The organism is Domibacillus epiphyticus, assembly GCF_001975785.1.
GTDB classification, from domain to species: Bacteria; Bacillota; Bacilli; order Bacillales; family Domibacillaceae; genus Domibacillus; species Domibacillus epiphyticus.
Window position 1 is genome coordinate 13,096 of sequence record NZ_MSFI01000025.1, and the last position, 21,085, is coordinate 34,180.

A 21,085-nucleotide genomic window follows, 5' to 3' on the forward strand; every position below is an offset into this window, starting at 1 on the left:
GATCATTATGTAGTCATTGCAGCCGGCGAAAACCGGCCGCAGCTTAAATTGTTACTGCTATTTCGTCATGGCAGCCCGCAAAATACGCGCCTGTTCTTTTTTATGCACAATTGCATCCCCTTCAGAAGGACTAGAACGGCGGCGGCGGCCGACATAACGGACAGACGCGCCCTCAGGAGCCACATCACGAAGCCTCGGATCCATGTATGTCCAAGCACCCATGTTTTGCGGTTCCTCCTGAAGCCAAATGATTTCTTTTACGTTCGGGTAACGTTCCAAAATCGCGGCAATTTCTTCTTTTGGGAATGGATATAGTTCTTCTACCCGCAAAACATGGAGCCAATCCAAATTGTCTTCTGTTTTATCAATTTGCTCGGCAAGATCAATCGACACTTTTCCACTGCAAAGTACGAGGCGTTCCACTTGTTTCGGTTTACTTCCTGTTCTCGAGTCTTCAACGATAATGTTGAATGTACCATCTGAAAAATCCGATGCTTTCGATGCTGCAAGCGGATGACGAAGTAAACTTTTCGGCGTCATGATCACTAGCGGACGCACTTCTTCTTTCTGCAAAATGGATGCCTGTCGGCGCAAAATATGGAAATACTGTGCAGTTGAAGAAAGGTTTGCAACTGTCCAGTTGTTTTCAGCAGCTGACTGTAAGAAACGTTCCATACGGGCACTTGAATGCTCAGGTCCCTGTCCTTCATATCCATGCGGGAGAAGCATAACAAGACCGGATTTTTGTCCCCATTTCGCCCGTCCAGATGAGACGAACTGGTCAAACATGACCTGTGCCATGTTGGCGAAGTCCCCAAACTGCGCTTCCCAGAGAACCAGTGTTTCTGGAGAAAATACATTGTAGCCGTATTCAAATCCGACGACTGCCGTTTCTGTAAGCGGTGAGTTAATGACATCAAATGACGCATTTGTATTGCTTAAATTATGAAGCGGCGTATATTCTTCCCCGTTAATTTCATCATGCAAAACGAGGTTTCTATGCGCAAATGTACCGCGTTGTGAATCCTGACCGGTTAGTCTGATTGGTGTACCTTCTTTTAGGATTGAGGCGAATGCAAGCGTTTCGGCATGACCCCAATCGATTTGACCGTCTTCCTCAAATAGATTCTCACGGCGTTTTAAAATACGTTCAAGCTTTTTAAATGGCTGGAACCCATTAGGCCACTGTAAGAGTTCACTGTTGATATTTTTCAAATCTTCTTCACTTACACCAGTCTTGTCGCTAGGAAGATCCTGTTCGACAACTTTAGGTGGATTCATCACAATATCCGGGTTGTCGTCTTTCTTCGGAACTGTTTCAAAAAGTTCTTTTAACTTTTGTTCGTTTTCACTGTACACTTTTTCCGCATGCCCTGTTTCAATAACACCACGGTCTACAAGTTTATCCGCATACAGTTCACGAACGGTTTTATGCTGATGAATAATATTATACATTTTTGGATTCGTCGTCATCGGCTCATCCATTTCGTTATGGCCGAAACGGCGGTATCCGATTAAATCAATAACGAAATCTTTGCCGAAGCGTGAACGATAATTTACAGCCATTAAAGCGGCTGCAACGCATGCTTCCGGATCATCAGCATTAACATGAACAATCGGGACTTCAAATCCTTTTGCCACATCTGAAGCGTAACGAGTGGAACGAGAATCGTAGCTTTCCGTTGTAAATCCGATCATGTTGTTGGCAATGATGTGAATGGAGCCGCCCGTCTTATAGCCGGCGATCTGGCTCATATTAAATGTTTCCCCTACGATTCCCTGGCCCGGGAACGCTGCGTCGCCATGGATGATGATCGACATGGCTTTTGCCACATCAAGTTCCGGCTTGCCCTTATTAGTGCGATCTTCCTGCGCCGCTCTTGTGTAACCGGCTACAATCGGACTAACAACTTCCAGATGGCTCGGGTTGTTCGCCAGCGTAATGCGCGCTGTCTGTGTATCTTCTTCTTTATAGCTGCGGTCAGCACCAAGGTGATATTTTACATCTCCGGTCCAGCCGTAGTAATTCATTTTCATTGAGCCTAATGGCAGCATTTTTTTATTCGGCGCATGTGCGAATTCAGCAAAAATCATTTCGTACGGTTTGCCGAGAATATGAGCAAGTACGTTCAAACGTCCGCGGTGAGCCATGCCAATGTTGATCGTCTGCGCTCCTTTGACAGCAGAGTGATGAACGAGTTCGTCTAGAAGCGGGACCATTGCGTCCAGTCCTTCGATAGAGAAGCGTTTTTGACCGACAAATGTTTTGTGGATGAATTTTTCAAATCCTTCAACTTCCGTCAATCTTTTTAACAGTGCTTTTTTGCGCTCATCAGAAAATGTCGGATAATAATCCGTTGATTCGATTTGCTGACGGAGCCATTGCTTTTCTTCAAGGTCATGTACTTGAGCAAATTCAAAAGCCACTTTATCCGTGTACACTTTTTTCAAATGCAGGATCGCTTCATAGCCGTCTTGCACGTGGGATGGCGCGCCTTTACATATGTATTCAACCGGAATTGCCCGCAAATCCGCCTCTGTCAATTCATACGTTTCAAGATCGATTCGGCGTGAATCTTTATGTGTATCATCAAGCGGGTTAATATCCGCTGCAAGATGACCATAAAGACGGATGCTGTCAGCAAGCTTGATTGCTTTGTAAAGCTTGTCAAGATCTCCCGCGGATGCCGCGGCAGGCGCTGCATTTCCAAAAGGTGAAGCAGGTGCTCCCCATTTGTCAAACAACTGTCTTAATTCTTGATCCACTGAATCGGGATCAACAAGATAGTGTTCGTACACTTCCATCACGTATCCAAGGTTCGGCCCTGAAAAATCTTTCCATGGACTGCCCTGGCCATTCTGCATGTTCATTGTGAAAAACCTCCAACTGTTTCGCCCATTTGATTTTCTTGTTCGTTGTTTTTATACGTGCGCCGTAAAAAATATGTACAGATAAAACATAAAACGCTTACACAACCAGTTTAACACTGCAAAGCGTTATAAGAAAGAAAAAGGCTTATTTTCTTAATAAATACATCCAGCAATCTGGAACTGCCTTTTTCAAGTACCATATTACTACTGTTCCATATAAAAACCAATGCTTTTTTGAAAATTTCTTTAATAAATTTTCAGTTTTTTTTAATTAGCTTAAAAACGCGCAATTATGCGATTTTTCCTTGTCAAAAAGATGAAAATTCCGTTATAGAACCAGCAGTTTTCATTAGTAAAGTGTTATCATTACAATTCCTTTTTCGATTCAAAATAAAACTCCTCTTCGACACCCCTTCTCATTATATTTACATGGAGTGGCGGCGTATTTAATATATTATGTATAACACGAAAACACCCAATTCAAACGAAATGATCTGGGTGTTGTTATAAATACAGGAATTATGGCGGATTGAAAAAATAATTCATGCACCACTAAAGTAAATAGGCCTATATCGGATACAGGCAATAGTATTCAAATATATCTAATCATAAGCCCCCGTTTTTGTAGATGTATCCTCATCTGAAAAGAAATGTATATTTTATACATGGATGGATATACTGTTATTGTTCAATCTCAATCCTCTCCAGTGTACTTGTCATTTTTTAGCCAGGGCAGCCTGGCTTTTTTTATTTTATTCCTCATACCTTCTACAGCCGCTTCCAGTGTTTTTCATTGATTTCGACAACAGCTATTCTCCCTACTCAAAATTCGTTATCTAATTTAAAGCCTATAACCGCTCTCCTCTTAAATAATAAAACTCTAAGATGCTTTTTTTGATAAACTTATATTGGAGGGATGATGATGGAGATTATTTCATATAATCATGTGCATTTTGTACGGGAAAACCGAGTAATTTTAGATGACATGAATTGGACAGTAAAAAAAGGAGAACACTGGGCGGTGCTCGGGCTGAATGGATCCGGCAAATCGACAATGCTAAATATGATGGGCGGATATGAATTTCCGACGAGAGGTACAATTCATGTATTTGGCCATCAATATGGGAAATACAATTGGGAATACATAAAAAAGCGGCTCGGTTTTGTCGGAAACACATTAAATCGTTTTTTATCGACCTTGAATCAGGAAAGTGCGCATGAAATTATCGTAAGCGGCAAGTTTAATTCGATCGGCATTTATGAGGAGACAACTGAAGAGGACTGGGAAAAGGCCAAACATCTGCTTAAAGAATTTCGTCTTTCTTATTTAGCAGGTCATCCATATCGTTATTTATCCCAGGGAGAGCAGCGCCGTGTTTTAATTGCGCGAGCGTTTATGGCTCAGCCAGATATAATGATTCTAGATGAACCGTGTTCCGGTTTAGATGTTCGAGCAAGGGAGCAGCTTCTAGAAGCATTGCAGCGGAAGGCGGTAAAAACCGATACAGCCTTATTATACGTGACACATCACATTGAAGAAATTATTCCAGCCATTACACATGTGGCGGTTATTTCTGAAGGAAAAATGATTGCGGCCGGTCTAAAAAAAGAGGTTCTGACAAATAAAGTATTAAGTAATGCATTTGCATTACCGGTGGAAATCGAATGGCGCGATGAACGGAGCTGGCTGCAAGTCGTAAAAAAAGTTCACGATTCTTAATTAAAAGCGCTTATAAATAAGCTGCCCGGACCATTTTCCGGACAGCTTATTTTTACTTTACGCCGACTTTACCCGGCACCAGTTCTTTAATTTCATGGCCTCGACCTTCGTGAAGAAGCGAGACAATTTTACTGCCGACGATCACGCCGTCACATGAAGCGCCCAGTGTCTCAGCCTGTTCCTTAGATGAAACACCAAAACCTGCAAGCACCGGCACAGGGCTTTTTGTTTTAATACGGGCTAGATGATCGGACAAATCACCTGCAAATCCGGTACGAGCACCTGTAATCCCGTTTACCGTAACCGCATAAATAAAGCCTTCAGCTCCGTTGACTGTTTCTTCAATTCGTTCATCTGAGCTTGTAAGTGTAACAAAGCGAATGAGCGCGATTTCGTGTTTTGAAAGAGGTTCTTTAAATTCAGCTTCTTCTTCCATCGGTACATCTGGAATGATGACACCAGAAACACCGGCTTCTGCACATTTATCAGCAAACGTTTGTGCACCCAGTTTAAACACCGGGTTTGCATAAGTCATGATCACAACTGGAATGGAAATGTCATTTTTAAACGACGCAAGTTCCTCGAGCACCGATGTTAACGTTACTTTTTCCGCAAGCGCCCTCTTCCCTGCTTCTTGGATAACTGGACCGTCTGCAACCGGATCCGAAAAAGGAATACCAAGCTCAACGACCGTTACGCCTGCGTCTTCCAATAATAGTATCATTTCTTTTAACTTATGAAGTCCGCCATCGCCTGCCATAATATAAGCTGTAAATATTTTTTTTCCTTCTTCTTTTACACGCGCAAAAGATGCATTCATTTTATGTTTCGTCATTTTTGACCCCCACTTTCAAAACGCTCTTTAATTTGCGCGACATCTTTATCACCACGGCCAGACAGACAAACGGCAATAATGTCATCTTCCTTCATTGTTTTTGCGAGCCTTACAGCATATGCGATCGCATGAGAACTTTCAAGCGCGGGAATAATGCCTTCTGTTTTTGTTAATATTTTAAAACCTTCAAGCGCTTCTTCATCCGAAATATGTTCATAAATGACACGACCTGAATCTTTTAAAAAGCTATGCTCCGGCCCAACACCAGGGTAGTCAAGGCCAGCTGAAATGGAATGCGCCTCTTGAATTTGTCCTGCATCATCCTGAAGCAAATACATTTTACTTCCGTGCAAAACACCAACACTGCCCATCGTCATCGATGCCGCATGTTTGTCCGTATCGATTCCGCTTCCGGATGCTTCAACGCCATACATCTTCACTGACTCATCTTCAATAAACGGGTAAAACATGCCCATCGCGTTGCTGCCGCCGCCAATACAGGCAACAACCGCATCCGGGAGACGCCCTTCTTTTTCATGCAGCTGTCGTTTCGTTTCATTGCCAATAACCGCCTGAAAATCACGGACAATTTGCGGGAATGGATGCGGTCCGAGTACTGATCCCATAATGTAATGGGTATCTTCAACGTTCGTCACCCAGTAGCGTAGCGCTTCGTTAACCGCGTCTTTCAATGTGCCGCTGCCTTGAGATACACTTTCCACTCGTGCACCTAGGAGTTCCATGCGGAATACGTTCAATTCTTGACGTCGAATATCTTCTTCTCCCATGAAAATAACGCACTCAAGATTTAATAGCGCACAAACGGTTGCCGTTGCGACACCATGCTGGCCTGCTCCTGTTTCTGCCACGACTTTTTTCTTGCCCATGCGGACAGCGAGCAGCGCTTGTCCAATTGTATTGTTAATCTTATGAGCGCCGGTATGGTTTAAATCTTCTCTTTTTAAATAAATTTTGGCACCACCAGCTGCTTTTGTTAGATTTTCTGCAAAGTAAAGCGGATTTTCACGGCCGACATAATCAGTCAAATACTTGTTTAATTCAGCGAGAAAGGAATCGTCCACCATTGCTTCTTTGTAAGCTGCTTCGAGTTCTTTGACGGCGCGCATTAGGGATTCTGGCACGTATCGCCCGCCATATTCACCGTAATGCCCTCTTTCATCCGGTTGATTGTATACTTTACTCAAAATTAACTGCTCCTTTCGCACGCTGTACAAATTGAAATACTTTCACTTCATCTTTTTTTCCGTCCGTTTCCACACCGCTTGAAATATCAACAGCATAAGGCTGTATGGAACGGACGGCTTCTTCTATATTATCAGGGTTCAAACCGCCTGCCAAAATTAATCGATTTTTATCGACATACGGATCCTCCAAAATCGACCAATCAAACGTCTTTCCGCTCCCGCCACGAAATTGTGCCGGCGGACTGTCAATTAACACGTAGTCGGCCGGATAACGGAACATTTCTTTGAATGTAATCCCTTCTTTTGAGGAAAAAGCTTTAATAACGGGGACTGGCATTTTTTTTGCAAATTCCGGGCTTTCGTCGCCGTGCAGCTGAACGTAATCAAGACCAGCTGTTTTTACAATTTCACGAATCACATCCGCCTCTTCATTTACAAAAACACCCACTTTTTTCACATTTGGTCCAACAGCTTCCGCGAGCTGGCGGGCAAATTCTGCAGGAATGCGACGGCTGCTTTCCGCAAATACAAATCCAATCATATCTGCCCCGGCTTCCCGCGCCCAGCTCGCTGCTTCAAATGAGGTAATGCCGCAAATTTTCACGTTCATGTTACAAATCTACTTTCAATGAGCGGACGGCTTTAGCTACGTTTCCAGCCCGCATTAATGTTTCACCGACAAGGAGAGCTTTTGCGCCGGCTTCTTTTAAACGAATCGCATCTTCTTGTGACTTAATCCCGCTTTCGGAAACGAAAATGGCATTTTCTTTTCCATACGAACGAAGCAGCCGTTCTGTTGTTGATAAATTCGTCTCAAAGGTATGGAGATTACGGTTATTAATCCCGATGATGTTTGCTTCCATTTTCAGGGCGCGCTCCATTTCTGCTTCATCGTGCACTTCGACAAGAACGTCCAGTCCATGCTCTTTTGAATGGCGGTATAATCTATTCATCTCCTCGTCGTTCAAAGCAGCGGCAATTAATAGGATGATGTCGCCGCCAGATGCGTACGCCCGGTCAATCTGCACTTCATCAATTATAAAATCTTTATTTAACACCGGAATAGGAATATTTGCTTTTACCGCTTTTAAATCATCCATTGTCCCTTTGAAAAACGGCGTATCGGTCAACACTGAAACGGCATCCGCCCCATTGTCAGCATAAATCTTCGCCTGTTCGACTGGATCCACTCCAAGGTTAATATCCCCTTTAGAAGGCGAAGCGCGCTTTACTTCAGAGATTAAAGCCATTGTTTTTGACGACACGACACGGTCGTAGAACGAAACCGGTGTCCGGTCTGTTTCGTAAGAAAGCGCCGACTGCTTCAACAGCGCCACTTCTTCACGTTTTTTGTCAATTATTTTGTCTAAAATCGTAGTCATCCTGTCACCACTGCTTTCTTCCGTGATTTTGAATATTCGACAAGGTAGTTTAATTTTTCTAGAGCAGCACCGGAATCGATACTTTCTTCCGCCATCACGACACCTTCACGAACTGTCTCTGCTTTTCCGCTCGCGAATAGCCCGATTCCCGCATTTAACACAATCGTGTCACGCGGCGCTCCACGTTCACCTTCTAAAACGCGTTTCAAGATTTCCGCATTTTCAATTGCTTCTCCACCTTTAATTTCTTCAAGGGAGTATTCAGGCAGTCCGGCTGTTTCAGCAGTCACGATCATTCTTTCTGTTTTCCCGTTATCCAAGACAACCAGGTGATTTTCCCCGGCTAGTGATGCTTCATCCATGAAGCCGGCACCGTTTAACACAACAGCACGTTTACGTCCGAGACGGTGTAACACCTCCGCCATCATTTCCAGCATATCGCGGCGGTATATACCGAGCAGCTGCGTATCAAGTGTCACCGGATTCGTAAGCGGTCCAATCAAGTTAAAAATCGTTGGGATTTTCAAATCACGCCGCACTTTCATAATCCGTTTTAGTTTCGGATGAACGTGAGGTGCAAATAAAAACGTAATACCGTTTTCGTCAAGAAGGCGGTCCGTTTCATCGGCCAGAAAGTCAAGCGAAACTCCAAGATGTTCAAGAACGTCTGCACTTCCTGTTTTACTCGATACACTCCGGTTTCCGTGTTTGGCTACTTTTACACCCGCGCCGGCTAATACAAACGCCGATGTTGTGCTAATATTAAAGCTTTGCGAACCATCACCGCCTGTACCACAGTTGTCCATTACATTTTTCCATGTTGTACGAGTGGACACCGCATTTTGACGGAGTACATGAACAAGTGCCGCGATTTCATCAACTGTTTCCCCTTTCGCTTTCAAAGCCATAAGGAAAGCTGCAATTTCACTGTCCGACACATCTTCCTGTAGAATTTCTGAAACAGCATCTTCCATTTCAGCAAACGTTAATGATTCACCATTCGATAATTTTAATAAATGCTTCTTCATATTTTTTTCCTTCCGGTATGAACGGAAAAATTCGCTCAGCAATTCATCACCGACCTGTGTGCCGATCGATTCAGGGTGAAATTGAAGACCAAATACCGGATATTCCTTATGCCGAATCGCCATAATCTCATTGTCATCTGTCGATTCTGCCATAATTTCCAGCTTCGGATTCAACGTGTTCCGGTCAACAGAAAGCGAATGGTAACGCATGACGGGCACCGGCCCTTGAACAGCTGAAAACAATCCCTTTCCTTCGTGGCGAACCATTGACAATTTACCATGTTTAATCGTTTTGGCTTGAATAACCTCCGTTCCAAATGCCGCTGCAATCGCCTGATGACCTAGGCAGATTCCCAGGATCGGAATGCGGTGGTAAAAAGCATGCACCACTTCGATAGAAATTCCGGCTTCCTCCGGTGTGCCCGGTCCCGGTGAAATGACAATCGCTTCCGGCTCCATCGCTTCTATTTCATTGATCGTAATTTCATCATTGCGCACAACACGCACATTTTTTCCAATACGGCCAATTTGCTGATACAAGTTATATGTGAAAGAATCGTAGTTATCAATAAGTAATATCATTTCTGCACCTCCAGTAACGCTTTCGCTTTATGCATTGTTTCTTCATATTCTGTATTTGGGACGGAATCGTAGACGATTCCCGCTCCGGCTTGAACGTGAGCCGTATTGTCTTTAATGACCATTGTACGGATGGCAAGTGCAAAATCCATATTGCCTGTTGCAGATAAATACCCGACTGCCCCCGAATAAACACCACGCTTCACCGGCTCGAGGTCATTAATAATTTGCATCGCCCGGATTTTTGGTGCGCCGGATACCGTTCCAGCCGGCAAGCAGGCAGTTAGTGCATCCAGTGGATGGTACTCGTCTTTCAATTCTCCGGATACTTCAGAAACGATATGCATGACGTGTTTGTACCGCTCGATTTTCATATACTTATCAAGTGTAACTGAACCGATTTCGGAAATTTTGCCGACATCATTGCGGCCAAGGTCGACAAGCATGCGGTGTTCCGCTATTTCTTTTTCATCCGCCAGCAATTCTTCTGCCAGCATTGCATCTTCTTCCGATGACTTGCCTCGAGGGCGTGTTCCAGCAATTGGATTTGTTGTCACCGTCTTATTGTTTACTTTAACAAGACTTTCCGGCGATGTCCCTAGCACTGTATACCCGTCAAAATCGATATAGAACATATATGGAGACGGGTTCGATGTGCGAAGGCGGCGATACAGTGTAAACGGATCGCCTTCAAACGGGGAAGATAGACGCTGTGAAAGCACAACCTGGAAAATGTCCCCGCGAATAATATGTTCTTTTGCTTTTTCAACCATTTCACAAAATGCCGACCGTTCAATTTTTGACGTGAAGGCAAGTACATTCGTTTCATGGCCGGCGAACGGTTTTTGATCGGAATGAATCTCTGAATATACCTTTTCAATTGCGGCTTCCATTTCATTTTCCGACCGTCCGCCAAATAAATCAGCCGCGACAATCGACACCTTTTGCGTCAAATGATCATACACGACAAATGTATCATAAAACAACATATGAACGTCCGGCATTTCCAGCTCATCCGGAAGTGGCTCTCCAATTTTTTCTTCAAAAAACACGGTATCATATCCAATGTACCCTGCTGCACCTCCGAAAAACGGAAATGGGTAATCATTGTCCCCTTGAACAGGCATGATTTCTTTTAATTTGTCCATGAATTTTCCGGAACCTGTTTCTATCGTGCCATCTTTCTTCGTTATCGAATAACCACTGCCATCCGCTGTGAATTGTGCGATAGGATCAACGGCTAAAAATGAATAACGGCCGCTTTCTTCATGTTTTGCTGAGCTTTCAAATAACATTTTTTGCTTTCCGCCGAGGGCATGATAAATAGAGATCGGTGTAACCATATCCCCTTCCATTTCCTTCAGTTTGTATTGGATCGTGTCCTGTAATTTCATCGTCATTTGCCCCTTTCTTTCCATAAAAAAACTCCATAGATGATTATCATCTATGGAGGACGGGTTTACCCGCGGTGCCACCTCTCGTTGAAGCAAATAGCTTCCCCTTTAATCCGGTTAACGGCCGGATGCCGGGCGCTCTACTAAAACGTTCAAGCAGCCACTCACGGACCCATTCGAGCTGCCGCTGCGTGCCGGTTTCCACCATCCCGGCTCTCTTTGACGCGCTTTACAGCTGTACTTTTTCCGATCAACGTTTTTTCTATACAAAAAGGCCCCCTCATCGACAAAGGACGGGGAGCCGTGGTACCACCTTTATTGATCGCATGACACGATCCACTTTAACGGCAGAAAGTCTGCCTGTCCATGTAACGTAAGACGTACGCCGGAGCCTACTGCTAATTGGTTCGGTCCGGAAGCTCAGAAGCCCATTCACAATGTGTTCTGCACCGGCTCGCACCAACCGCCGGCTCTCTATGGCATTCTTCATTGCTACTCTTCTTCATCATTGCTAATTTATTTGAATATTTATTATCATAATACAATTTTTTAAATAATTCAACTGTTTTTAAAAGGATTTTTCCATTCCATTAACGCTGCACAGTTTCCCGATTCCTCGTCATCAAGGTAATTGTGGACGACATCCACAGGTACACGCCCGACACGCATTAAAAACGTCGTCACCGGATCATTTAATTCACCTGTTATCACTTTATCCAAATATTGCTCGGGTGATAATTCCGCCGCATGTTTATGATAACCCGGCATGCGTCCTCCGCCAAGAAGCCGGTCAAGGTTCAACTCGATAACCGTTTCGTACATCGCCTGCATCAATTTTTTTCCTATGCCAAGTTTTCGGAATGCAGGTTTAACGCTAATATCGACGACATAGAGCGTATTGCCGTTTGGATTGTGATTACGGATATACCCGTTGTCAGTGATTTCTTCCCATGAGTGTTTATCGCCATGCGAATAATTGACGATCAAGGCAGTCATTGAACCGACAATTTCGCCATCAATTTCCACACAAAATGCGCCGTCCGGAAACATTTCTACATGATTCGTAAGCTGTTCCTCATTCCACCATAGTTCTTCTGGAAAAGGAGGTGGAAAACATTCTTTTTGAACAGCAAGGAGCGCTTCAAAGTCCGGTTTCGTATAGTGGCGAATAACCGCTTTAATAGGTGTCCGGTCACGAAACGCAAAATATTCCTGATAATACATTACTCTGTCTCCCAGTCCGGGTACAAATCAGTCCGGCGATCACGCCAAGTCGTCACCGAGCCTTTTTGTCGAACCTCATATAATAAAGATAAATCAAGGTCTGCGGTAATGATCATATCATCATTCATAATCCCTTCTGACAAAATACCCCCCGGTGGAAATGGAATATCGTTCGGGGTAATAATGGAAGCCTGGCCGACATTTGCACGCATTAAATCGACAGTTGGAAGAGAACCGACTGTGCCCGTGCCGACGACATATACCTGGTTTTCCACTGCACGTGCGTGGCTCGTATAGCGGACACGGTGGAAGCCGTGACGGTCATCCGTACAGGAAGGACAGAAAATAACATCAGCTCCACGTGCTTTCGCCATACGGACTATTTCCGGGAATTCAATGTCATAGCACGTGAGAATGGCAATCGTCCCTTTTTCTGTTTCAAAAACTCGGAATGATTCTCCCTGCTGCATGTTCCAGCCTTCCACTTCAGCCGGAGTAATATGGAGCTTCGGCTGCATCTGGAACGAGCCCTCCGGATAAAATAAGTAGGCGGTGTTTTGGATGCCGTCTCCTGATGCGGTTACGTGTGTCCCTGCGATAATATGAACATTATATTTACGGGCAAATTCAGAGAAAATACGTTCAAATTGCAAGGTGAATGATGGCAAATCCGTAATCTTTAAAGCCTCTCCCGTTTGCTCGTCTCCGATTGAGAGAAGCTGTGTTGTGAAAAACTCAGGAAATAAAATAAATTCTGCTTCAAACTCCATCGCTGTTTTTATATAATGCTCACATTGTGCCGCGAAATCGTCAAATGAGTTGATGGTGTGTAAGTGATACTGAACTGCTGATACGCGCATTTTCAAAATGCATCGCCCCCTTAAAATTTATTCATTATCTGCTTTTAACCTAGAGGAAATGTGTATTTTTTGCAAGAAAAAAGAACGGCCTAAAAGCCGTTCAACGTCGGATGAACAATTCAGTCTCAAAAGAGGGGGTTAATGAGAATGAATCTCAATTTCAATTATAACGTGATATTTAAAAAAGTCAACTCCGACTTACCCTATTTTCTTAAAAAGAAATATCCGGCGAAATCATTCGCCGGATTGAATCCATTTTGGACCTGTTGAATCTACGTTTAATAGCAGTACATTGCAATCATTAAATGTCGCGCGGTATTGTTCCGCGATCCCCTGTCCTTTCCCACGAGGAGCAACAGTCAGTACGGTCGGGCCTGCACCGCTGATAACCGTTGCATACGCACCATGATTACGTGCCAGTTCACGAGCAGGCATAAACTCTTTAATTAGTGTTTTACGGTAGGGCTCGTGGAACACGTCGCGTTCCATCATTCGGCCCGCTGTTTCATAATCGTGCTGCATAAAAGCTGCTACAAGCATATTAGACACAGCACTTCCAAGCACTGCGTCCTTACGATCAAAAGCAGCTGGCAATACATTACGCGCATCTTCTGTTTTCAGCTCATATGGCGGAACAAGTGCAATTAAATCAATGTCCGGTGAAGGCAGCTTCAACAGTTCTGCTGTTTCACCAAGTGATACACCACATACCATGCCGCCGAAAAGAGACGCGCCGATATTATCGGGATGCCCTTCAAATTGGTCACCGATGTTCAATTTTTCCGCATCGGTAAGTTGTAAATTCGCTAATTTATCTGCGATTTCAATTCCGGCAGCAATAGCGGCTGCGCTGCTCCCAAGACCTCGTGCGAGGGGAATATCACTTTCAAGCACCGCTTCGAACGGAGCCATTTCAACCCCGCGAAGTGCGGCTGTTTTTTTTGCAACGACAGCTATTAAATGGCGTTCATCTTCCGGAAGTCCACTTAAAAGAGCCGACCGGTGTGAAAATTTCCACCGGTCAGACTGTGTAACATTTACGGTTAAATAAAGATCGAAGGCAAGGCCGATTGAGTCGAATCCCGGCCCTAAATTGGCCGTGCTTGCCGGCACTTTTAATAGGCCGGACTTACTCATGCCTTTACAACTCCCTTAATGAAATCAAATACTGCCTCTTCACTGTTTGGCAATACAGTTGGTTTTTTCTCGATTTGTGCGATCGCTGTCTGTGGATCTTTTAAACCGTTGCCTGTTAATACTGCAACGATGTTTGCACCCTGCTCAATTTCGCCGGATTTCACGTGTTTAATGATGCCTGCAATAGATGCGTTTGACGCAGGCTCTGCAAAAATACCTTCTTCTCTTGTCATCATTTCATACGCTTCTAAAATTTCAGCGTCTGTTACGAAATCAATTTTACCGTTTGATTCATCTCGTGCTGCTTCAGCGAACTTCCAGCTTGCCGGGTTTCCGATACGGATCGCTGTTGCCACCGTTTCCGGCTGTGCAATTGGAGCACCTTGTACGATAGCTGCGGCACCTTCTGCTTCAAAACCGTGCATGCGCGGAAGACCCGTGCCGAATTTTTCGTTATATTCTTTAAACCCTTTCCAGTATGCAGTAATGTTACCTGCGTTGCCGACAGGAATAGCAAGTACATCCGGTGCCTTGCCAAGCTGGTCGCACACCTCAAATGCTGCTGTTTTCTGCCCTTCAATTCGGTATGGGTTTACAGAGTTCACTAGCGTGATCGGGGACATTTCGCTAATATTGCGCACCATTGTGAGCGCTTCGTCAAAGTTTCCTTCGATCGCCAAAATTTCGGCACCGTACATCATCGCTTGCGCCAGTTTACCCATTGCGATTTTTCCGTCTGGAATGACAACGATGGTTTTCATTCCGGCACGTGAAGCATACGCCGCAGCTGCAGCAGACGTATTGCCTGTTGATGCGCAAATAACCGTATTGCTTCCTTCTTCTTTCGCTTTCGCAACCGCCATTACCATCCCACGGTCTTTAAATGAACCAGTCGGGTTGGCGCCTTCTACTTTCACGTGAATATTAACGCCAAGTTTTTTCGAAATATTTACAAGTGGAATAAGCGGTGTATTTCCTTCCATTAAAGAAAGCATTGGTGTATTTTCGTTCACCGGTAAAAATTCTTTATATTGTTGTAATAACCCTTCCCATTTTGCCATTACTTCGCACCTTCTCCTTCGACGCGGTAGAAACTTTCTATTGAATGTACAACCGCTAAATCTTTAATTTGTTCTTGCATTTTTTGATAGTTTTCCAAAGACGCTTTATGTGTCACGATGACAATTTCCGCTACGCCTTCTTCATCAAGAGGCAGCTGGAGAATTTTTTCGAAACTGATTGAATTTGACGAGAACAACTTCGTTAGCTCTGAAAACGCACCGACTTCATCACGTACATGCAGACGAATAAAGTACTTTGCATATTTTTCTTCCGCCGTCTTTAATTGCTTTTCAAATTGCGGCGCTGAAATGCTCTGGCCATTAACACCGAGACGCATATTTGTAATGACCGCAACAAGGTCGCTGACAATCGATGTGGCTGTTGGAAGGCTTCCCGCACCAGGTCCATAAAACATTGTTTCGCCAACCGCTTCACCATATACATAAACGGCATTAAATTCGTCATTGACGGCCGCAAGCGGATGGTCATTTGATAAAAATGTCGGCTGGACGCTAACTTCCGCCCGTGCATCTGATTGATCCGCGTAACCAATGAGTTTCATCGTGTAGCCGAGTGTCTGGCCGTGTTTCAAATCACTGTCCGACACTGCTGAAATACCGCTCACATCCACGTCATCTAGTTCAATGTTCATTGAAAACGCGAGGCGTGCTAGGATCGCCATTTTTCGTGCTGCATCCAATCCTTCGACATCAGATGTCGGGTCTGCTTCAGCGAAACCAAGATCCTGCGCTTCTTTCAACGCCACATCGTAAGACATGCCTTCTTTATTCATTTTCGTCAGGATAAAGTTTGTTGTCCCATTGACAATTCCCATCAATTTTTGAATTTTATCAGAAGCAAGACCGTCAGCAAGTCCACGAATGATCGGGATGCCGCCAGCGACACTCGCTTCATAATAAAAATCACATCCGTTTTCTGCTGCGGCTTTCGACAGTTCAGAACCGTACAAAGCAACTAAGTCTTTATTCGCTGTTACGACATGCTTTTTCTGATTTAATGCATCAAGCAAATATTGCTTTGTTTGATCAATACCGCCCATCACTTCAACAATTACGTCTACATTCGGGTCATTAATGACATCATATGGATCAAGCGTTAATGAATCTTGTGAAAGCTCCACATCACGTTTTTTCTCTACATCTTTCACGAGTACTTTCGTCACTTCAACCGGACAGCCAACACGGTGAACAAGCTGCTCCTGGTGATTTTGAATCATCTTAACGACACCTGTGCCAACTGTTCCAAGACCGAGCAATCCTACTTTTACATTGTCTCTCATCTATACGTCTCCCCATCTATGTATTTTTTAGATGTACATTTGTTTTTGTATAGTAGACATTATATCGGTCTTTCTTTCTTTTTACAACCAATTATTTTCGCAAAATAAAGTTTTTCTGCCTTTTCTAATAATAAAGAATGGCATCAACCGATTCAAGCAAATGTTACATTTTTTGCATGTCCCGATTTGACATCTTTTCCGATGTATACCGGAGTTTTACCACAGTTTTTAAAAGTTGCGCCGCGGATGGACACATCGTCCGCTTTCTGAGCACCTCCAAATACTTTTAAAGCGGATCCTGCAGTGTGAAAATCTTCCATGACGATATTTTGTACATGAACATGCTTTGATTTGTACTGAATGCCCGCGACCGGCAATCCTTTGTAGTCATAATCAGGATCTCCGATTGCCCTCAGCCCGTTGATCACGACATGACGATAGGCGGAAATGGTTAAAGCGCGGGGGTTTGATCCAACATATAAATCTGTGTAAATGGGATGAATGGAAATGATTTTTGTGGCGGTTATAAAACGTGCTGTTTTTGATTCGGGATCCGACGCGCTATGATGGCCGATATGACGAAAATTGTATGATCGATTGTCATTGACAGACAGATGGCCAATAATATGAACATTTGCAGCTGCGGAACTGGTCGCATGGGCTTTTATTTCAATACCCCCAAAGCAGCGTGCCGAGGCATTATGAATGAGCCAAACATATCTTGATCCATCGTCTGCTTCAAACCCATTTGAATTCGAAAACCCTTTTTGATGGCTCCGTCCGGATGGATCATGCATAAAGCAGTTTGAGATCATAACATAATCACTATGGTGTGTTGTCACACCGTCATCCCCAAAACCCGATCCCGTACAGCCATCAATCCAGATGTACCTGCTGCCTCCGCGTGCCCGATGTCCGTCCCCAGAATAATCATATAGAGTAGATGAAATATCAAAGCAGTGTAATCCCGGGTTTAATGCTTCGCAGTTTTTCACCCATCCAAACTCAACATAGGCGTAAGTTAAACAGCTCGACCGATTATTTCCGCTTGATGATTTTTCATCTGGGTGCAGCCTTTCGATGTTCCAATCCATTGTAAGATCTTCTATTGATATATGGCTGTTTCCGTTTACATGGTTCTCGTTCGTTATGCAAAAGCTTCGTTTCGAGGCAGTATCCCGAAGCTTAATAATCGTTTTGCCTGGACCGGCCCCTTTCAGAATCGTAAATGATGGCACGTGCAGTTCATCAACGATGTAAATCCCTTCATCAAAATAAACAGTCCGCTCACCCCCGGACAGAGCAGCCGCTATGTCATCACCCGGTTTTACATAAACATCTTTTACTGCTTTTTGCTGCAAAACATCCCATTCCCTGTCCAGTTTATCTTTCCAATCTGGATACACATTCTTCCCATCCGTTAATGTATGGTGCATATGTAACATTTCATCTGTCTTCGTCCAAATGGATTTTATTCGCGAAAAAAATGACTTCTTTTTTGTATCAGGGACCCATTTTTCTGCCGATTGAAAAAACAGTTTGTCTGTCTCCATAACAGCTTCTTTTAATGGCTGTCCACCTTTAAAATAAGATTCAATTAATTCGGCATTATCGTATGGATGATGTTGCTTATTTAGTTGCATTTGTTTGTGCTCCTTTTTGATTTTTACACATAATGTTTTTAGACTTTTTTGAATGTAAAAGACCTCTGTTGAGAGAATTCACCGGTATCAAATATTCGCTCTTCCCATTCGATCGTATCATCAGTTTTCATCATAATGACGGTTGAGCAGCGTGTACCGTAGCCTTTACTTTTAATAAAAAGCGGTGACAACAAACGTTCCCATTCAAGAGACACGCCTGTCTTCGGCAGCATTTCATCCGCTGCTTGCGTTTCATCCGCTAGCATTGAAAACAAAGATTCCCGGTCATGGTAACACCTTTCCATCTCTTTCTTCGCTTTCACTGTTTTCGGCCATGGTGTATTCATAAACGCATTGCTCACACTGTGTATGCCCGGCGGCAGCTGAATAGGTTTTTCTCCTGACTTGTTGCTGTAGGAAAATAACTCATCTTTCGTTCCAGCAACAATATTAAAGCCGGGATAACAGTCTTTTTCCCTATCCAGCTCTTCTAAAAACGTTTCTGCATTCATTTGGCTTTCTAAAAAAGAGCGCACGATGCTGCCTCGGGATTCTTTCTGTGTATTCAGTTCCGACGGATCACGGTAATTCGTAAGCGCACAAATACGGCCTGATTTGGAAACACCAAGCCACGTACCTCCTTTGGAAAGATCACGACCAGCGAGAATACCAGGTGCATCTTCCCACCAGTGCGAGGGAGCGGTCGGCCGATCATAAAATTCATCTCGATTCGCGGCCAGAATCAGCGGCGTTTCCGGGTTCACTTGAAACGCGATATTGATGACACACATAGCGATCCTGCTTTCTTTTTTTCTTCCATTATGAAACAAAAAGAAAAGGGCTGTCCACCTTGGACGCCCTTTTCCGTCATTGATTTAATTCCAGCCGCTCTTCTTCTGTGAAGACGCGTGAACGTGTTAAAAACCGTTTTCCTTCTGGACCTTCTAGCGAAAACATTCCTCCTCTTCCATCGACGACGTCAATGATAAGCTGTGTATGTTTCCAATATTCGTACTGGGCTTCACCAATGTAGAATGGGCTTCCTCCAATTTCACCGAGCAGCTTGTCCGAATCTCCTGTTAGGAACTCACCGTCCGGGTAGCACATCGGAGAACTTCCGTCACAGCAGCCGCCTGACTGATGAAACATGAGCGGTCCGTGTTTTCCCTTCAGCTGCTCAATTAACTGAATGGCCGCAGGAGTGGCCGTAACGCGCTCTGTCATGACCGTTTCACCTCGCTATTCATTAAAAGAAGCCAAGCGCCTCATCACTGTAGCTGACTAGCAGGTTTTTCGTTTGCTGATAGTGATTGAGCATCATTAGATGATTCTCACGGCCAACACCAGACATTTTGTATCCGCCAAATGCTGCATGAGCCGGATATTGATGATAGCAGTTTGTCCAAACACGGCCCGCTTGAATGGCCCGGCCAAAACGATACGTCCGCTTGGCGTGACGCGACCAGACACCGGCACCAAGGCCATAAAGCGTATCATTGGCAATTTCGAGCGCTTCCGCTTCATCCTTGAACGTCGTAACCGATAATACTGGACCGAAAATTTCTTCCTGGAAGATCCGCATCTTATTGTGTCCTTTAAAAACAGTCGGTTTGACGTAATAACCGTTTTCAAGGCCTGCAATTGTATTTCTCTCACCGCCTGTTAAACATTCAGCACCTTCCTGTTTGCCGATATCGAGGTATGAAAGGATTTTCTCCATCTGTTCATTCGATGCCTGCGCACCCATCATCGTATCTGTATCAAGCGGATTACCCGTTTTAATTGCTTTGACACGTTCGATTGCACGTTCCATAAATTGATCGTAAATGTTTTCATGAATGAGCGCACGAGATGGACAAGTACATACTTCCCCTTGATTCAAGGCGAACAAAACAAACCCTTCAATCGCTTTATTTAAGAACGCATCGTCTTTTTCCATAATATCATCGAAGAAAATATTTGGTGATTTCCCACCGAGTTCAAGTGTGACAGGTATTAAGTTTTGTGACGCATACTGCATAATTAAACGGCCTGTCGTAGTTTCACCGGTAAACGCAATCTTAGCGATCCGCTTATTCGAAGCAAGTGGCTTCCCTGCTTCCAGCCCGAAGCCATTCACAATGTTCACAACACCCGGCGGCAGCAAGTCTTGAATAAGCTCCATCAAAACAAGAATCGACGCTGGTGTCTGCTCAGCCGGTTTCAACACAACACAGTTTCCTGCAGCGAGTGCTGGTGCGAGTTTCCACACCCCCATCAAAATCGGGAAATTCCACGGAATAATTTGTCCGACAACACCGAGCGGCTCATGGAAATGATACGCTACTGTATCATCATCAATTTGACTGAGTGACCCTTCCTGCGCCCGAATTGCTCCGGCAAAATAACGGAAATGATCAATTGCCAGGGGCAAATCCGCATTTAACGTTTCACGTACGGCCTTCCCGTTATCCCATGTTTCCGCAACGGCCAGCCTTTCCAAATTCCCTTCTATTCGATCGGCAATTTTATTTAAAATATTCGCACGGTGTGCAGCCGACGTTTTCCCCCATTCGTCTTTTGCCGCATGGGCAGCATCGAGTGCCAGCTCAATATCTTCCGCCTGCGATCGGGCTACTTCACAAAATATTTCGCCGGTAACAGGAGTGACATTTTCAAAGTACTGTCCGCCAAGAGGCGGTGTCCATTCACCATTAATAAAGTTATCATACTTCTTTTTAAACGTTACTTTTGATCCTTCCTGACCTGGATTTGCGTAAATCATTGACCATTCCCCTTTCGATTTTAAATATGTACCGTGGAGTTAGAATCATGATATAAAGCGCTTACATACTCAATGTAACTT

General features: G+C 44.2%; 17 protein-coding genes and 2 other annotated features. Of the genes, 1 reads left to right on the forward strand and 16 read right to left on the reverse strand.

Annotated features, from left to right (window positions below):
- Positions 1-57: 57 nt before the first annotated feature.
- On the reverse strand, positions 58-2,871 hold the full coding sequence (locus BTO28_RS13815; RefSeq protein WP_076767265.1) for a 2-oxoglutarate dehydrogenase E1 component: 2,814 nt from the start codon (positions 2,869-2,871) through the stop codon (positions 58-60).
- A gap of 922 nt (positions 2,872-3,793) precedes the next feature.
- Here BTO28_RS13815 and BTO28_RS13820 point away from each other — a divergent pair.
- Positions 3,794-4,591, forward strand: a complete 798-nt coding sequence (locus BTO28_RS13820; RefSeq protein ID WP_233129887.1) for an ABC transporter ATP-binding protein — start codon at positions 3,794-3,796, stop codon at positions 4,589-4,591.
- A gap of 52 nt (positions 4,592-4,643) precedes the next feature.
- On the opposite strand, the gene trpA is transcribed toward BTO28_RS13820, so the two are convergent.
- The 15 genes from trpA to adh form a co-directional block, all read right to left on the reverse strand.
- Complete coding sequence (gene trpA, locus BTO28_RS13825; protein ID WP_076767268.1) at positions 4,644-5,426, reverse strand: tryptophan synthase subunit alpha; 783 nt, start codon at positions 5,424-5,426, stop codon at positions 4,644-4,646.
- Positions 5,423-6,631, reverse strand: a complete 1,209-nt coding sequence (gene trpB / locus BTO28_RS13830) for a tryptophan synthase subunit beta (protein WP_076767270.1) — start codon at positions 6,629-6,631, stop codon at positions 5,423-5,425. The genes trpA and trpB overlap by 4 nt, the downstream gene beginning before the upstream one ends.
- Complete coding sequence (locus BTO28_RS13835; RefSeq protein WP_076767272.1) at positions 6,624-7,241, reverse strand: phosphoribosylanthranilate isomerase; 618 nt, start codon at positions 7,239-7,241, stop codon at positions 6,624-6,626. The genes trpB and BTO28_RS13835 overlap by 8 nt, the downstream gene beginning before the upstream one ends.
- 1 nt (position 7,242) lies before the next feature.
- The gene (trpC, locus tag BTO28_RS13840) at positions 7,243-8,013 is read right to left on the reverse strand and encodes an indole-3-glycerol phosphate synthase TrpC (protein WP_076767274.1); all 771 of its coding nucleotides are present in this window, start codon (positions 8,011-8,013) and stop codon (positions 7,243-7,245) included.
- The gene (locus tag BTO28_RS13845) at positions 8,010-9,623 is read right to left on the reverse strand and encodes a bifunctional anthranilate synthase component II/anthranilate phosphoribosyltransferase (RefSeq protein ID WP_076767276.1); all 1,614 of its coding nucleotides are present in this window, start codon (positions 9,621-9,623) and stop codon (positions 8,010-8,012) included. The genes trpC and BTO28_RS13845 overlap by 4 nt, the downstream gene beginning before the upstream one ends.
- Positions 9,620-11,014 carry an anthranilate synthase component I gene (gene trpE / locus BTO28_RS13850; RefSeq protein ID WP_408606678.1) on the reverse strand — a complete coding sequence of 465 codons (1,395 nt, stop codon included), beginning with the start codon at positions 11,012-11,014 and terminating at the stop codon, positions 9,620-9,622. The genes BTO28_RS13845 and trpE overlap by 4 nt, the downstream gene beginning before the upstream one ends.
- Positions 11,015-11,066: 52 nt before the next feature.
- Positions 11,067-11,277, reverse strand: a binding site (T-box leader).
- 23 nt (positions 11,278-11,300) lie between these two features.
- Positions 11,301-11,532, reverse strand: a binding site (T-box leader).
- A 40-nt stretch (positions 11,533-11,572) separates the two neighbouring features.
- The gene (locus BTO28_RS13855) at positions 11,573-12,238 is read right to left on the reverse strand and encodes a GNAT family N-acetyltransferase (protein WP_076767278.1); all 666 of its coding nucleotides are present in this window, start codon (positions 12,236-12,238) and stop codon (positions 11,573-11,575) included.
- Complete coding sequence (locus tag BTO28_RS13860; RefSeq protein WP_076767280.1) at positions 12,238-13,104, reverse strand: carbon-nitrogen hydrolase family protein; 867 nt, start codon at positions 13,102-13,104, stop codon at positions 12,238-12,240. Before BTO28_RS13860 ends, BTO28_RS13855 begins: the two co-directional genes overlap by 1 nt.
- A 228-nt stretch (positions 13,105-13,332) precedes the next feature.
- The gene (thrB, locus tag BTO28_RS13865) at positions 13,333-14,235 is read right to left on the reverse strand and encodes a homoserine kinase (RefSeq protein ID WP_076767282.1); all 903 of its coding nucleotides are present in this window, start codon (positions 14,233-14,235) and stop codon (positions 13,333-13,335) included.
- Positions 14,232-15,296, reverse strand: coding sequence for a threonine synthase (gene thrC, locus BTO28_RS13870; protein ID WP_076767284.1), 1,065 nt, complete (start codon positions 15,294-15,296; stop codon positions 14,232-14,234). Before thrC ends, thrB begins: the two co-directional genes overlap by 4 nt.
- The gene (locus tag BTO28_RS13875) at positions 15,296-16,597 is read right to left on the reverse strand and encodes a homoserine dehydrogenase (protein WP_076767286.1); all 1,302 of its coding nucleotides are present in this window, start codon (positions 16,595-16,597) and stop codon (positions 15,296-15,298) included. The genes thrC and BTO28_RS13875 overlap by 1 nt, the downstream gene beginning before the upstream one ends.
- A gap of 152 nt (positions 16,598-16,749) precedes the next feature.
- Positions 16,750-18,240, reverse strand: a complete 1,491-nt coding sequence (locus tag BTO28_RS13880; RefSeq protein ID WP_076767288.1) for a pectate lyase family protein — start codon at positions 18,238-18,240, stop codon at positions 16,750-16,752.
- A gap of 38 nt (positions 18,241-18,278) precedes the next feature.
- On the reverse strand, positions 18,279-19,031 hold the full coding sequence (locus tag BTO28_RS13885) for an NRDE family protein (protein ID WP_076767290.1): 753 nt from the start codon (positions 19,029-19,031) through the stop codon (positions 18,279-18,281).
- Between the two features lie 76 nt (positions 19,032-19,107).
- On the reverse strand, positions 19,108-19,464 hold the full coding sequence (locus tag BTO28_RS13890; protein WP_076767292.1) for a DUF779 domain-containing protein: 357 nt from the start codon (positions 19,462-19,464) through the stop codon (positions 19,108-19,110).
- Positions 19,465-19,486: 22 nt separating this feature from the next.
- Positions 19,487-21,004 carry an aldehyde dehydrogenase gene (gene adh, locus BTO28_RS13895; protein WP_076767294.1) on the reverse strand — a complete coding sequence of 506 codons (1,518 nt, stop codon included), beginning with the start codon at positions 21,002-21,004 and terminating at the stop codon, positions 19,487-19,489.
- Positions 21,005-21,085: the final 81 nt, after the last annotated feature.